Below are 13,494 nucleotides of genomic sequence, written 5' to 3'. Positions count from 1 at the left end.
GCCGCATACTCACCGTTCGTCGCGCCGGACGCTTCATTCTCGCTGGGCGATAGCTATAACGTCTTACGTCAAGAAGTTGTACTTACGAGACTATCCCCGTGGACATCGTACACAAAATTCTGGCCGATGGAGACAGCACCGGATATACTCTCAAGAGGCGGAGATTCCTCACGGGCACCGCCGCCCTCGGCGTAGCCATGACAGCCGGCTGCTCCCAGAATACCGGCTCACGGCAAACAACGACTGAAGAACACACAACGACTACGACCCAACACACCGACGAAACCACGACCACCACCGAGGAGCAATTCGGAATCGAAGAGGCGAAACAGAAACGAGCGAACCTCACTGAAACGGAAAAACGAGACCACTACCAGTCTGGTTTGCCTTTGCAACAGGGTTATGATTTGGATTATGAGAGGGTTCGACGGGAGAATGATTCGCGTCGTGAGCAGTTAATTGATATTACGGCGACTGTCGGCGATCAATACGGTGGTCAAGTGATAAAAGGCACTCATGCGGTGGCCGATGCCATCAGTAACCTGGATTGGATGGGCTGGGACCAAGACAATATTATCAACTTTGTCACCCGGTACAACAGCCGTCCCGGCCAAGAAGTCACAGTAAACTACAGTACAGAAGACAGCGAGGGTCGGAACCTCGACGGCACCATCGCCAGAGACGACGGATCCGGACCACAAACATACATCAAAGACATACCCAACAGCGAACTAACAGACGGAGACGAGGGAAACTTCCTTGCAACTGATATAGATGGGTTTAATACGCTTAGAAAGAATGCAAAAGAAAACGGCAATACTTTTGATGAGGACGATTGGAGGGGCATAAAGTTGAGTTTACAGTCAATTGTTCCCGGTATAAATGGCCCTACTATTAATGATGATGGTCAGTCTGTTGCAGATAGAAACATTATTTTTGATGGTGATGCGATGAATTATATTGGTGAGGCGTATGATGAGTCTGCTGAGGCTGTAAACGAGTTATCGGAGGAGGCTTTGGAGATTGATATGGCTACTGTCCCGATCAGAACTTCGGAAAGGTACGTCGGTGTTACCGCCGGAGAAGACGGCCTCGAAGTAGATTCGGTCTACTCACAGGAAGAAGGAGAGAAAAAGATGCGGGAACCTGTCGAACTCTAACAGGCATTTGGGAATTGTATATTACAGTAATATCCGAGAGGGTTCCATCTTCTTCCTCCATCCCCAAGTGAACTTGATCTTTCGTATGGGAAGTTTTTCCATGGTTGGGTTCCTTGGGTCAGGTTTTGTGTTTGGCTGGCGTATTTTTGTAGTTGTGTCCATGTTTTTGCCAGTTGTGGTTTTGTGAATACGTTGATGGGTGAGTTTGCTGAGTTGGTTCCGGCCATGAAGTAGTAGTCTGTGGAGACTGAGACAAGGTTATCGTTGCCTGGGAATTCCGAGGCGTGTTGTTTCATTCCGAACAGGCAGGTATAGATCCCGGAGTCGGCACTTGGCCGTGGCGGTAACGGAGATGCAATCCGAACCGCATCACCGTCTGTACTGATTTTTCCAAGAGTATGGGAGTGTGGTCTGTATTATTCCGACAGACACGTGGAAAACACTGGAATCAACATCAGGCCGGGCATTCCCCGGTTCCGCATTCGATTGATGAAGCCGGTCAGTGTGGCACGAACGGCCCTCGACGAGTGGGCGGACACGGATTTATCACCGTTGCCGGACAAGCACACGTATGGCCGCCGAAATTTCCGACCGAGTTCGAGAGATCGCGGAGGCACGTGGCCTCCCCGAGTCCGAGGTGTTCGAGCGGGCGCTCGAACGCGGTCTCGAGGACCTGTGGGAGGACCTCGTGCTCGCCCGGTACCTCGACGGCGAACTCGACCGCGAGGACGCCATCGAGCGCGTCGGTCGGACGAAAGTCGAACGGGTTGAGCGAGAGCGTGAGGTCGTTGAAGAGGACGTCGACTGGGGCCTGAACGCGTGACGCTCGCGGCTGTCTCCGACGCGGGGCCGCTCATTCACCTCGCCGAAATCGGGTCGCTCAAACTGCTCGAGACGTTCGATACGCTTCTCGTTCCGGAGACGGTGTACGAGGAACTCGCTGCAGGTGGCGTTCCGGACGCGCTATCCGACCTCCCGCACCGACTCGTCGACGCCGACGTGGACTCGGCACGGCCCCCCGGAGACTTGGACGCGGGAGAACGCGCCGCGATTGCCGCTGCCGAAGAGCGCGGCATCGTTCTTCTGACCGACGACCTCGCCGCCCGAGAGGCAGCATCTGACGTGGGTGTCGACGTACACGGATCCATCGGCGTCATCGCGCTCGGTCACGGCCGCGGATTGCTCGACAGAGACGACGCGGCGTCCCGTATGCGGGCGCTCCAGCGCGAGACGAGCCTCTTCGTGACCGAGGCGGTGGTGGAGCGTGGCATCCGGATGCTGGACGAGCAGTAACGGTTCGAGCGAGTTCGATAGCCCGTGTATGGATCGATCTCGAGTCGTGAGTGCCGAGGCCGCTTTTCAGATCGGGGCACGGTACCGGGTATCATTATCCCCGAACCCCTATCGCCGCGTAGATGTCGCGACTCTCCCCACGAGTGGGCGGTGCGCTGATCGCCGCGTTCGGTGCGGCGCTCGTCGTCTTCCACCTCAACGGCGTGCTCCTCCTGCACGAGACTGTGACGCTCGCCGCGCTCAGCGCCGTCCCGCTCGCCATCTCGGTGGTCGTCGTCGCGGCCGGCGTCGCGGTCGCGCGCGGACGCCTCGTCCCGGCCGGGTTCGCGGACCGCGCGCTCGCGTGGACGGCCACGGGGGTCGTCGCGATCGCGGCGCTGGACGCGTGGGTCTTCGCGGGCGTCGTCGCGTACGGCTTCGACCTGCCCGCGACGGTCCTGGTCTTCGGCGTCGCCCTGCCGGGCGTCCTCGCGCCGTTCTCCGGTGTCGCGCCGTTCGGTGTGCTCGTCGGCCTCCTCGTCGGCGTCTACGACGCGCGCCGACTCGCCCAACAGCGCGCCATCGCCCAACTGAGCCGGATCAACGACACGCTCCGCATCACGACACAGGAGATGGTCGAGGAGGACGACCGCGACGCGCTCGAACGGGCGGTCTGCGAGCGCCTCGCCGAATCGGAGCCTTACGACGCGATCTGGATCGGCCGATACGATCCCGAGGAGAGCGTCGTCCGACCGGTGGCGTGGGCGGGCCTCCCGGACGAGTACGTCGCGGAGATCTCCGTGACGGTCGACGAGACGGCGACCGGCGGCGGCGCGGGCGGCCGAGCGATCCGGACGGGCGAGATACAGACCGTCCCGGACGTCTACGCGGACCCGACGATGGAGCCGTGGCACGAGCAGTTCGCGCGCTACGGCGTCGAGTCGCTCGCCGCCGTCCCCATCGTTCACGAGGACACCGTCTACGGGTTCTTCAGCGTCTACGCGAGTCGGCAGAACGTCTTCGACGAGCGCGAGAGCGAGGTGCTGGCGGAGGTCGGCGAGTCGCTCGGCCACGCCATCGCGTCGATCGAGATGGTCGACCTCCTCGCGGCCCGCGAGCGCGAGCTCGCGCGGCAGAACGAGCGCCTCGAGGAGTTCGCGGCGGTCGTCTCCCACGACCTCCGCAACCCGCTGAACGTCGCGGACGGCTACCTCGATATGGCGCGCGAGAGCGGCGACGACGAGCACTTCGACCGCGTTCGCGACGCGCTCGACCGGATGAACGCCCTCATCGACGACCTCCTGACGCTCGCGCGACAGGGCGCGACCGTCGACGAGCTCGAGACCGCGTCCCTCGAGTCGGTCGCCGCGGACGCGTGGGAGGTCGCGGGCGGCGAGTCGGCGACGCTCGCCCTCGGGGACGACCTCGGGACGGTGGCGTGCGACCGGAGCCGCCTTCGTCAGCTCCTCGAGAACCTCTTTCGGAACGCGAGACAGCACGGCGGCGCGGACGTGACGGTGACGGTCGGTCGCCTCGAGGACGGGTTCTACGTCGCGGACGACGGCCCGGGCGTCCCCGAGGGCGAGCGCGCGGACGTCTTCGACGTCGGGTACACGACGCACGAGTCCGGGACGGGCTTCGGGCTGAACATCGTGCGCGGCATCGCGTCCGCACACGGGTGGGACGTCACGCTCACGGAGAGCGCCGACGGCGGTGCGCGCTTCGAGTTTCGCGGGGTGGCGCGCGACGCGCCGCGAGACGCCGACCACTCACTCTCGGCGGTCGATTGAGGCGGCGTCCGTCGGGAGCCGCCCGTCGACGTAGAGCGCCGCGAGGACGGTGACGACGCCCGCGAGGACGAGTGCGTACGTTCGGAAGACGTCGCCGTAGCTGACGCCGTACTCGACGAGGACGCCGACGGCGAGGCTTCCGGGCGCCTGCATCAGCATCATCACCGCGCTGTACGCGGAGTACGCGCTCGCGCGGCTGTCGTCCGGGAGCGTTCCGAGGAGGAAGGCGTCCATCGTCGGGAAGAGGCTGTGGATGACGTAGCCGAGGACGGCGGAGACGGCGGCGACGGCGATGACGCCCTCGGCGGCGGTGAGCGCGAGGAGACAGCAGACGAACGCCGCGAGGATAACGAGGACGAGCGGGACGCGCCGGACGCGGTCGGCGAGGCGCCCGGAGAGGAAGAACGCGGGGACGCCGGCGGCGAACACGACGGTGAGGAGGGTGCGCGCCGTCCCGTCGCCGAAGCCGCGCCCCGTGAGATAGGGGATGTAGAAGTTGAAGAGGCCCTGCCAGGCGAAGCCGGTGACGCCGACGACGGCGATGCCGGTGAGGACGAGCCGCCACTGCTCGCGGACGGCGCCGAGCAGGTCGCGGTCCGCGACGCCCGCGCTCGGCATCGTCGCGTGCCGGCTCGTGAGCGCGAAGACGGCGGTGAGGAGGACGCCGACGGCGGCGACGCCGACGAAGACGCCGCGCCACCCGAACGCGAGGACGAGCGCGCCGACGAGGAGCGGGGCGCTGACGGCGGCGAGCTGCGAGCTCCCGCCGCGGATGCCGACCGCCCAGCCGACGCGCTCCGGGTAGAGCTCGGTGACGAGCGGGTTCGCGGCGATGTAGAAGACGCCGGTCGCACAGCCGATCAGGAGCGCGCCGGCCGCGACGACGGTGATGGTCGGCGCGAGCGCGGTGAATCCGGCGGCGACGACGAGCAGGAGGCCGGTGCCGAGGATGGCGTGGCGGCGCGCGACGCGCGTCAGGAGGTAGCCGGTCGGGAGGCGCGTGAGCGCGCTCCCCAGCCACACCATCGTCGCGACGAGCCCCGCCGTCCCGGGCTGGACGCCGAAGACGTCCATGAACGTGTCGACGAGCGGCGCGAACCCGACGCGGCTGAAGTTGACGAGGTAGGCGAAACAGCAGACGCTCGCGAACACCGCGCCCCGCCCGTACAGGCTGCCGTCGTCGCTCACGGCCCGTCGTACCGGGGAGGGAGGGACAACGCTTGCGTTTCCGGTACCCGGGCCGCGGCGTCGGGGCGGCGCTAGCCCATTCGCTCGGTGTAGTCCCAGCTGTAGACGTCCTCGGGGTGGATTTCGATGCGGGCCTCCTCGCGGTCGTCCGCGAGCAGCGAGCGGGCGAGCTCGGAGTCCGTCCCGCCGAGGTAGCGCTCGAGCAGCGAGCGGAGGAGCGACTTCCCGACGTCGCGTTCGACCGTCGCGACGCCGCTCCCGCGCACGCCACGGTAGGGCGGGTCGTTCACGGAGACGTCGAAGGCGACGCGATCGTCCGCGCGGAGGAAGGAGACGACGTCCGCGTCCGCGCCGGTCGCGCACGCGATCGTCCCGTCCTCGTAGCGGTACCAGAGCGCGACCGTCCACAGCGTCTCGTCCGGCCGGTGGGTCGTGAGGCGCATCGGGACCGCCGTCTCCGCGAGGAAGTCCGCGACCCCCTCGGCGTCCCCCGCGCCGCGATACTCGGTCATGCGCGCCCTTCGCACCCCGGGTGGAAAAACCCCACTCCGAGACCCGCGCGTCGGACCGCCGCCCCGCCGGTGTCACCCGGATATGTGCCGCCGTCGGCATCGCGGCGTTCCCCCCCTCGCCACCGCCATGCTCGACGACACCGTCGCAGTCCCCGTCCTCGTCGGCGGCGTCGCGACCACCGCTCGCGCTCGGCGCGCGAACCGGGAACGAACGGTTTTTCCCGCGTTTAGCTGAATACGCGACATGGACCGCCTCCGCGAGTCGCTCCACGACGCCCCGATCATCGACAAGGACGGCTACCAGTACCTCGTCCACCCGATCAGCAACGGCGTGCCGATGCTCGAACCCGCGCTCCTGCGCGAGGTCGTCGTCGGCGTGACGCGCGCCGCCTCCCTCGACGTCGACAAGATCGTCGCCCCCGAAGCGATGGGCATCCACATCGCGACCGCCGTCTCGCTCCAGACGGACGTTCCCCTCGTCGTCATCCGCAAGCGCGAGTACGGTCTCGAGGGCGAGGTCGACCTCCACCAGACGACCGGCTACTCGGAGTCCGAGATGTACATCAACGACGTCGAGGCGGGCGACCGCGTTCTCATCGTGGACGACCTGCTCTCGACGGGCGGGACGCTCGCCGCCATCGTGAACGCGCTGGACGACATCGGCGCGGAGGTCACGGACATCGTCGTCGCCCTCCGGAAGGTCGGCCCCTCCGCGCTCGACGACACCGACTACGAGGCCACCAGCCTCCTCGACATCACGGTCGACGAGGACGGCGTCACAATCCACGACTAAGCACAGTCGTGCATATCTCGTGTCTGTAGAGCGGTGAAATAGGCGCGGACACGGAACCTTTATCGGGGCGAGCGGGTTCGTGGTGGACAAGATGGCGTCCGAGACGGACACCGAAATCGACCTCGAATACGGACTCGACGACCGCCCGCCGTGGCTGAAGGCGATACTGCTCGGCCTCCAGCACGTCGCCGTCATGATCGTGCCCGCGACCGCCGTCGCGTACATCGTCGCCGGCGCCGTCGGACTCGACGCCGCCACGACCGCGTACATCGTCCAGATGGTCCTGCTCTTCTCCGGCCTCGCCACCGTCGTGCAGGCCTACACGGTCGGCCCGGTCGGCGCGAAACTCCCCGTCGTCATGGGGACGAGTTTCACCTTCGTCGGCGCCGCCGCCACCATCGGCGTGAACTACGGCCTCGGCGCCGTCTTCGGCGCCATCCTCGTCACCGGCTGGCTCGTCGAGGGTCTCATCGGCTGGCAGTTCAAGCGCATTCAAAAATATTTCCCGCCGCTCGTCACCGGCCTCGTCGTCGTCATCATCGGCCTCTACCTCGTCCCGGCCGCGATGGACAACGCCGCCGGCGGCGCCGGCACCGAGCACTACGGCGCGCTCTACAACCTCGCGCTCGCCGCGCTCGTCCTCGGCGTCGCCGTCGTCCTCAACATGTTCACCGACGGCGTCACCCGCCTCCTCAGCACCCTCATCGCCATCGGCGCCGGCTACGTCGGCGCCGCCGCCCTCACCGTCACGGGCGTCGCGCCCGGCCTCGTCGACTTCGGCCCCGTCGGCGCCGCCGCGTGGTTCGCGGTCCCCCAGCCCGGGCGCTTCGGCTTCTCCATCCAGCCGGTCCCCGTCATCACGTTCGCCTTCCTCTTCCTCGTCTCCGCGATGGAGACGGTCGGCGACATGTCCAGCGTCACGTCCGCCGAGGGCCGCACCCCTACCGACGAGGAGTTCCGCGGCGGCCTCTTCACGGACGGCCTCATGAGCTCGCTGGGCGGGGCGTTCGGCGCGTTCCCCGTCACGTCCTTCTCGCAGAACGCCGGCGTCATCAACTTCACCGGCGTGATGAGCCGCCACGTCGTCGGCATCGCCGGCGTCATGCTCGCGGTGCTGGGCCTCAGCCCGAAGGTCGGCGCCGTCGTCACCACCATCCCGAGCGCCGTCTTCGGCGGCGCCGTCCTCCTCATGGCCGGCATGGTCGCCGCCTCCGGCGCGCGCCTCATCACCCTCCACACGACGCTCGACCGACGGAACATGGTCATCCTCGCCGTCTCGCTCGGCCTCGGCCTCGGCGTCGCCACCACGCCCGAAGCCCTCTCCGGCCTCCCGCGGGCCGCCGAGACGTTCTTCGGCGAACCCGTCATCGTCACCGCGCTCTCCGCGCTCCTCCTCAACACGTTCGTCCCCGGCGAGCAGAGCCCGCTCTTCGACGACCCCGAGGTGCCCGCCGGCGACCGCGACGCCGACGCCGTCTCCACCGACTGAGCGACGCGACGACGCGACGCCCCGGGTGGTCGTCCCGTCCGGTGCCGGCGCGCTCGTTCATCCCTCCGCCCCCGCCGATTCAGGCCATCGCCGCCCGAATCCGCCCGTAGGCCTCCACGAGTTCCGCCGTGACGTCCTCGTCCAGTTCGTACTCGACGACGAGCGGTTGGGCGAGTGTGGCGTGTTCGTCGAGCAGCCCCACGAACTCGCGGAGGTCGAGGACGCCCGCGCCGGGCGCGTCCTCGATTTCGGCCTCGGAGGTGTCCTTCAGATGGACGGCGCGTATCCGCTCGCCGAGCGCCGGCACCGCCTCCTCGGGCGACTCGTCCATCACGAGGAAGTGACCGGTGTCGACGCAGACGCCGAGACGCGGGTGGTCGTGGCGCGCGAGGACGTCCCGGACGTCCGCGACCGAGGAGAACACCGCGTCGAGGTCGTCGTGGTGAACGCTCGAGTAGTTGTGGATGGCGACGTCGACGCCGTACGTCTCGCCGAGGCCGCAGAGCGCCTCGGTGATGTCGTCGCGCGCCGGCGGGTAGTTCACGGTGACGTAGTCCGCGCCGAGGCGGTCGGCGAACGCGACGTGCGCCTCGGCCTCCTCGGTCCCTTCGAGGTCCGCGACGCCGTAACCACAGATGCTCACGCCCGCCTCGGCGAGCGCGGCCTCGCCCGCTTCGATCGCGGCCTCGTCGTCGGCCGGCGAGAGGTGTGCGCCCCAGAGCTCGACCGTGTCGACCGGCGTTTCCGCGAGTTCGGCGAGTAGGCCGTCGAGGTCGTAGTCCTGGTAGACGACGGTCTGGACGGCGACGTCGTAGTCGCGCATACCCTCCACTCCGCCTCGGCGGGCAAAAAGACGCGCCCACCGGCAACCGGACGATAACACGACCCACGGAGGTGCTTTACGTCGCCCGCGTCTCAGTTCCGTATGGACTACGCCATCGCGCTGGACCGGGCGTTCGACGCCCTCCCCGAGCGCCCCGCCGAAGCCGACGCCCGCCTCACCATTCCCGACCCCGAGGGGGAGACGGACGGCGCGTTCACCCGCCTGACGAACGTCCGCGCGATCGCTACCGCGGTCTCGCGCGACCCCGAGCACCTCTTCCGGAACGTCCAGCGCGAACTCGGGACGAACGGCCAGTTCGACGGCCAGCGCGCCCGCTACAACGGCTCGTTCTCCGTCGCCGACTTCGAAGACGCGATCGACGCCTACGTCGCCGAGTTCGTCACCTGCTCGGAGTGCGGCCTCCCCGACACCCGCCTCGTCACCGAGGACGGCGTCGACCGCCTGCGCTGTACGGCCTGCGGTGCGTTCCGCCCCGTCCAGAAGAAGCCCAAGAGCACGCACACGGTCCGGGAGACCGTCGAGTCCGGCCAGACCTACGAGCTCGAGATCACCGGCACCGGCCGGAAGGGCGACGGCGTCGCCGAACGCGGCCGCTACACCATCTTCGTCCCCGGCGCCCGCGAGGGCCAGACCGTCCGCGCGTACATCAAGAACACGAGCGGCGACCTCGCGTTCGCCCGCCTCGTCTAGACGCGCCACGCGCGGCCGAGCGCGCCCCGTTCTCTACCTCCACCGCCGTTCTCCCGGCCATTCTCCGGCCGTCCGTCACGCCGGTCCGCGCCTTCGACGCTCGCCGCACGTTCCCCGCCTTTCTCGACGCCGTCCAGCGGTTCGCCCGCCGCGCGAGGAAACAGTCACAATTATACCTCCCGAATAACCATGGGTTGGTATGGCTTCCCGCGAATCGGTCGGCGCGTCACACCTCTCTCTTCCGTTCGACGCGTCGGAGGCGAACCGGCTGAGCTGGGACCTCGGAGACGAAATCACGACCCGTGCGCCCCAAACGCACACGCTTCGCGCGGACGACGTCCGCGTGACCGCGCGCGTCCATGACGTCGCCGGCCGCGCCGTCGTCGTCCTCGTTCGCACGCCCGCCGGGCGCGAACGCCACTACGAACTCCCGCACGCGGACCCGCGCGACGTCGTCGCCGCTGCCGAAACCCGTGGCTTCCGCCGCGTCGACGCCGCCCCGGAGACGGCGTCCGCCTGAATCGGGGACAAACGCTTAGGCGCTCGCGCCACCATGCGTAGCGTATGGCACAGCGAAGTCCCCTCCTCAACGCCCTCCTCGGTGCGGTCGTGTCCGTCGTCCTCTCCTTCACGCTCCTCTCGCCAGCCCTCGGTGGCGCCGTCGCCGGCTACCTCCAGGGTCCCGACGAGCGCGAGGGCCTCCGCGTCGGCGCGCTCTCCGGCGTCATCGCCTCCCTCCCCATCATCCTCCTCGTCCTCGTCGCCGCCCTCTTCGTCCCGTTCGTCCCACTTCACGTCGCCGCCGCCGGCATCGTCGCCGTCCTCGTCGTCGTCGTCTTCCTCGTCGCGTACACCATCGCCCTCGGCGCGGCCGGCGGCTGGTTCGGCGCGTACGCGAACCGCGAACTCTGAGGCGACTCGCTGCACGCCCGTCCACACGGACTACTGTCCGAGAGTGGATACCAGTACCTAGTATTGTTTTAGGTGGGTATTTGGACAGTACTATATGTCACTACTGCATGAGGATCTGATATGAGGGACGAGGACGTAACGTACGTCAAGAAGTCGTGCGCGTACATCACTCGGAACGACACGGAGCTGCTGGTCTTCGAGGGCCCCGGCCACGCGGGCTATCAGGTCCCGAAGGGGACCGTCGAGGCCGGCGAGGACCCGCGCGAGGCGCTCTTTCGGGAGGTCATCGAGGAGAGCGGACTCGCGACCTTCCAGGGCGTCCGGCACCTCACGACCGACGTCTGGCGGCGCCGCGAGGCCAGACGCTACGTGCGCAACTTCTACCACGTCCCCGTCCACGAGCACCGCGACGCGTGGACCCATACCGTCACCGGCGAGGGCGCGGAGGTCGGCGCCGAGTTCGACTACCGGTGGCTCGACCTCGCGAACGCCGACGCCGCGGCGTTCGCGCTCGACCTCGACGACTACCTCCACACGATTCCGCGCGGGCGCGACCGGCCCGCGAGCACCGCCCCGCTCGCCGTGAGCGACTGAGGTGGCAACCGAACGACGTGAGGGCGCCACCAATACGCGAGCGGGGAGCGATGCGACCCGCGAGCGACGGCGGCGACAACCGAGCGTCACCGAGGACGCCGCCAGTAGGCGAACGGCGCCAACCGTGACTGACTAGTTCGTCGTGACGACCTCGACCACGTCGTTGTGGTCGAGCACCGTGTCCTTGCCGAGCTGGCGCTTCGAGCGGCAGTCGATCCCGTGCAGGAAGCCCTCGCCGATGTCCGAGTGGATGTGGTAGGCGAAGTCCTCCGCCGTCGCGTCCTCCGGGAGGAGGAAGACGTCCGGGAACGGCCCCTGCGTCCAGTTGAGGCTCGCGTCGCCCGTGAAGATGGCCTTCAGGCCGAGCTCCTCGAAGAGCGCCGTCTCGAGGGCGTCCTGCACGCCCGTCCCGTCGAACTCGGTGACGAACTCGCGGATCTGCTCGAGGCCCTCCTCCTGCTCCTCGCTGATGTCCGCGACGATGTCGAAGTCCGAGTCGCCCGCCGTGTAGTCGACGACGCCCTGCTCGGCGGCGTTCTTCAGCGCCTTCTCCGCGTGCACGCTACACGGGACGATGGTGACGTCCTCGTACTCGGGGTCGTCGGTGATCTCCGCGTAGTTCGCCTGCCCCTCCGGGGTGTCGAGTTTGTTCGCGGCGACGACCATCGGCTTCGTGCGCTCGCGGATCGCGCGCGCGAGGTCGAGTTCGTCCGCGTCGTCCCACGTCTCCGGGTCGAGGTCGAGGCCGAGACCGAGGATGATCTGCTTGATCTCGTCCTTGTTCGTGCCGAAGGCGCTCATCTGCTCCGCGAGCTCGACCTCGAGCTCCGTCTCGGTGGTGTGCGCCGTCTCGAAGCGCTCGATGCCCTTCCGGAGGATGCCGAGGTACCACTGGTCGAGCTCCTCCTCGAGGAAGTCGATGTCCTCGCGGGGGTCGTGGCCCTCCGTGGGCTCGCCCTCGGCGTCCGTCTTCCCGGAGAAGTCGACGATATGGACGAGGACGTCCGCCTCGTTCAGGTCGGTCAGGAACTGGTTCCCGAGGCCCTTCCCCTCGTGTGCGCCCGGGATGAGGCCGGCGACGTCGACGAGCTGTGTCGGGACGAAGCGCTCGCCGTCCTCGCAGTACCCGAGGTTCGGCGAGCACTCCGAATCGAACTCGGGGGCCGCACAAGACGTGCGGACGTACGCTTCGCCGACTGCGGGGTCGATGGTCGTGAACGGATACGCCCCCTCGGGCACGTCGTTCATCGTCGCCGCGTTGAAGAAGGAGGACTTGCCCACGCTGGGCTTCCCCACGAGACCGATCTTGTAGCTCATTAGCCACTCGAAGGCTATCGCGGCCTAAATGGTCTTCTGAAGGACGCTGGCGTGGCACTCGATGGCGTACCTACTCCGGGAAGACCTCGTTCTCGCGCTCGATGGCGTCGATGCGCGCGAGTTCGTCGGCCGTCAACTCGAGGTCGGCGGCCCCGAGGTTGTCGCGCTGGTGGGCGAGCGACGACGCCTTCGGGATGACGGCGTCCGCGCGCTCGAGACACCACGCGACCGCGACCTGCGCGACCGAGGCGCCGCGCTCGCTCGCGACCGCCGCGAGGACCTCGTCGTCGAAGACGTCGCCGTTCGCGAGCGGCGAGTACCCCACGAGCGCGTAGTCGTGCTCGCGGGCGTCCCGGACGGTCTCCGCCTCCACCCAGTAGGGGTGGTGCTCGATCTGGTTCGCGAACAGCGGCGCGTCGAGGTGCTGGCGGACGAGTTCGAGGTCGCCCGGGAGGAAGTTCGAGACGCCGACGCGCGCCGCGAGGCCGTCGTCCACCACGGCGTCCATCGCCGGCAGGGTCTCCGTCGGGTCGTAGTCGCCGCGCGGCCGGTGGGCGTAGAGGAGGTCCACGGCGTCGAGGCCGAGGCGTTCGAGCGCCGCCTCGGTCGCGGGACGGACGCGCTCGCCCGCGAGGTCGTCCACCCAGAGCTTCGTCGCGACGAACAGCTCCTCGCGCGGCGTCTCCGCGCGCTCGATGCCCGCGCCGACGACGGCCTCGTTCTCGTAGATGCTCGCCGTATCCAGATGGCGGTAGCCCGCGTCGATGGCGGCGGCGACGGCGTCCGGGTCGTCGATGCCCATCGTCCCGAGGCCGACGGGCGGCAGGTCGTCCATGCACCCCGCTACCTCGGCACGCACCTTCGGCCTTCCGCTCCGCGCGCCTGCCCCGTCGATGCCCGCCGCAGGCGTCGGCCGAGGCGGTTTTCCCCGCG

At 67.6% G+C, this 13,494-nt stretch carries 15 protein-coding genes; 10 read left to right on the top strand and 5 right to left on the bottom strand.

Annotated elements, in window-relative coordinates; translation table 11 throughout:
• Nucleotides 1-98: 98 nt before the first annotated feature.
• The 4 genes from IEY12_RS03175 (at nucleotide 99) to IEY12_RS03160 (ending at nucleotide 4,222) form a co-directional block, all read left to right on the top strand.
• On the top strand, nucleotides 99-1,160 hold the full coding sequence (locus IEY12_RS03175) for a hypothetical protein (RefSeq protein ID WP_188878701.1): 1,062 nt from the start codon (nucleotides 99-101) through the stop codon (nucleotides 1,158-1,160).
• 571 nt (nucleotides 1,161-1,731) lie between these two features.
• Entirely contained in the window at nucleotides 1,732-1,983 is a 252-nt protein-coding gene (locus IEY12_RS03170) for a hypothetical protein (protein WP_188878699.1), read from the top strand.
• Nucleotides 1,980-2,453 (top strand): PIN domain-containing protein, encoded by a 474-nt coding sequence (locus IEY12_RS03165; protein ID WP_188878696.1) that lies wholly within the window; start codon nucleotides 1,980-1,982, stop codon nucleotides 2,451-2,453. The genes IEY12_RS03170 and IEY12_RS03165 overlap by 4 nt, the downstream gene beginning before the upstream one ends.
• A gap of 122 nt (nucleotides 2,454-2,575) precedes the next feature.
• A complete protein-coding gene (locus tag IEY12_RS03160) occupies nucleotides 2,576-4,222 on the top strand; it encodes a receiver/sensor box histidine kinase (protein ID WP_188878690.1) in 1,647 nt (548 codons plus the stop codon).
• Here IEY12_RS03160 and IEY12_RS03155 read toward each other — a convergent pair.
• A complete protein-coding gene (locus IEY12_RS03155) occupies nucleotides 4,202-5,410 on the bottom strand; it encodes an MFS transporter (RefSeq protein ID WP_229870884.1) in 1,209 nt (402 codons plus the stop codon). The two genes, IEY12_RS03160 and IEY12_RS03155, sit on opposite strands and share 21 nt — an antisense overlap.
• Before the next feature lie 71 nt (nucleotides 5,411-5,481).
• On the bottom strand, nucleotides 5,482-5,922 hold the full coding sequence (locus IEY12_RS03150; RefSeq protein ID WP_188878684.1) for a pyridoxamine 5'-phosphate oxidase family protein: 441 nt from the start codon (nucleotides 5,920-5,922) through the stop codon (nucleotides 5,482-5,484).
• A 244-nt stretch (nucleotides 5,923-6,166) separates the two neighbouring features.
• On the opposite strand from IEY12_RS03150, the gene hpt reads away from it, so the two are divergent.
• Both hpt and IEY12_RS03140 read left to right on the top strand, forming a co-directional pair.
• Nucleotides 6,167-6,715, top strand: a complete 549-nt coding sequence (gene hpt, locus IEY12_RS03145) for a hypoxanthine/guanine phosphoribosyltransferase (protein ID WP_123075610.1) — start codon at nucleotides 6,167-6,169, stop codon at nucleotides 6,713-6,715.
• 91 nt (nucleotides 6,716-6,806) lie between these two features.
• A complete protein-coding gene (locus tag IEY12_RS03140; RefSeq protein ID WP_123075612.1) occupies nucleotides 6,807-8,204 on the top strand; it encodes a uracil-xanthine permease family protein in 1,398 nt (465 codons plus the stop codon).
• A gap of 79 nt (nucleotides 8,205-8,283) precedes the next feature.
• On the opposite strand, the gene IEY12_RS03135 is transcribed toward IEY12_RS03140, so the two are convergent.
• The gene (locus IEY12_RS03135; RefSeq protein WP_188878680.1) at nucleotides 8,284-9,027 is read right to left on the bottom strand and encodes a sugar phosphate isomerase/epimerase family protein; all 744 of its coding nucleotides are present in this window, start codon (nucleotides 9,025-9,027) and stop codon (nucleotides 8,284-8,286) included.
• 102 nt (nucleotides 9,028-9,129) lie between these two features.
• On the opposite strand from IEY12_RS03135, the gene IEY12_RS03130 reads away from it, so the two are divergent.
• From IEY12_RS03130 to IEY12_RS03115, 4 genes are all read left to right on the top strand, one after another.
• The gene (locus tag IEY12_RS03130) at nucleotides 9,130-9,738 is read left to right on the top strand and encodes a translation initiation factor IF-2 subunit beta (RefSeq protein WP_188878677.1); all 609 of its coding nucleotides are present in this window, start codon (nucleotides 9,130-9,132) and stop codon (nucleotides 9,736-9,738) included.
• 199 nt (nucleotides 9,739-9,937) lie between these two features.
• A complete protein-coding gene (locus IEY12_RS03125) occupies nucleotides 9,938-10,258 on the top strand; it encodes a hypothetical protein (RefSeq protein WP_188878676.1) in 321 nt (106 codons plus the stop codon).
• Between the two features lie 44 nt (nucleotides 10,259-10,302).
• Nucleotides 10,303-10,650 (top strand): DUF5518 domain-containing protein, encoded by a 348-nt coding sequence (locus tag IEY12_RS03120; RefSeq protein WP_188878674.1) that lies wholly within the window; start codon nucleotides 10,303-10,305, stop codon nucleotides 10,648-10,650.
• A 120-nt stretch (nucleotides 10,651-10,770) separates the two neighbouring features.
• On the top strand, nucleotides 10,771-11,244 hold the full coding sequence (locus IEY12_RS03115; RefSeq protein ID WP_188878671.1) for an NUDIX domain-containing protein: 474 nt from the start codon (nucleotides 10,771-10,773) through the stop codon (nucleotides 11,242-11,244).
• A 132-nt stretch (nucleotides 11,245-11,376) separates the two neighbouring features.
• Here IEY12_RS03115 and IEY12_RS03110 read toward each other — a convergent pair whose 3' ends face one another.
• Nucleotides 11,377-12,561 carry a redox-regulated ATPase YchF gene (locus IEY12_RS03110; protein WP_188878668.1) on the bottom strand — a complete coding sequence of 395 codons (1,185 nt, stop codon included), beginning with the start codon at nucleotides 12,559-12,561 and terminating at the stop codon, nucleotides 11,377-11,379.
• A gap of 70 nt (nucleotides 12,562-12,631) precedes the next feature.
• Nucleotides 12,632-13,396, bottom strand: a complete 765-nt coding sequence (locus IEY12_RS03105) for an aldo/keto reductase (protein WP_188878665.1) — start codon at nucleotides 13,394-13,396, stop codon at nucleotides 12,632-12,634.
• Nucleotides 13,397-13,494 lie beyond the last annotated feature (98 nt).

Origin of the sequence: Halarchaeum grantii (assembly GCF_014647455.2) — an archaeon.
GTDB lineage: Archaea > Halobacteriota > Halobacteria > Halobacteriales > Halobacteriaceae > Halarchaeum > Halarchaeum grantii.
The sequence above is the reverse complement of the archived record's forward strand: the minus strand, read 5'-3'. Positions and strand labels throughout refer to the sequence as shown.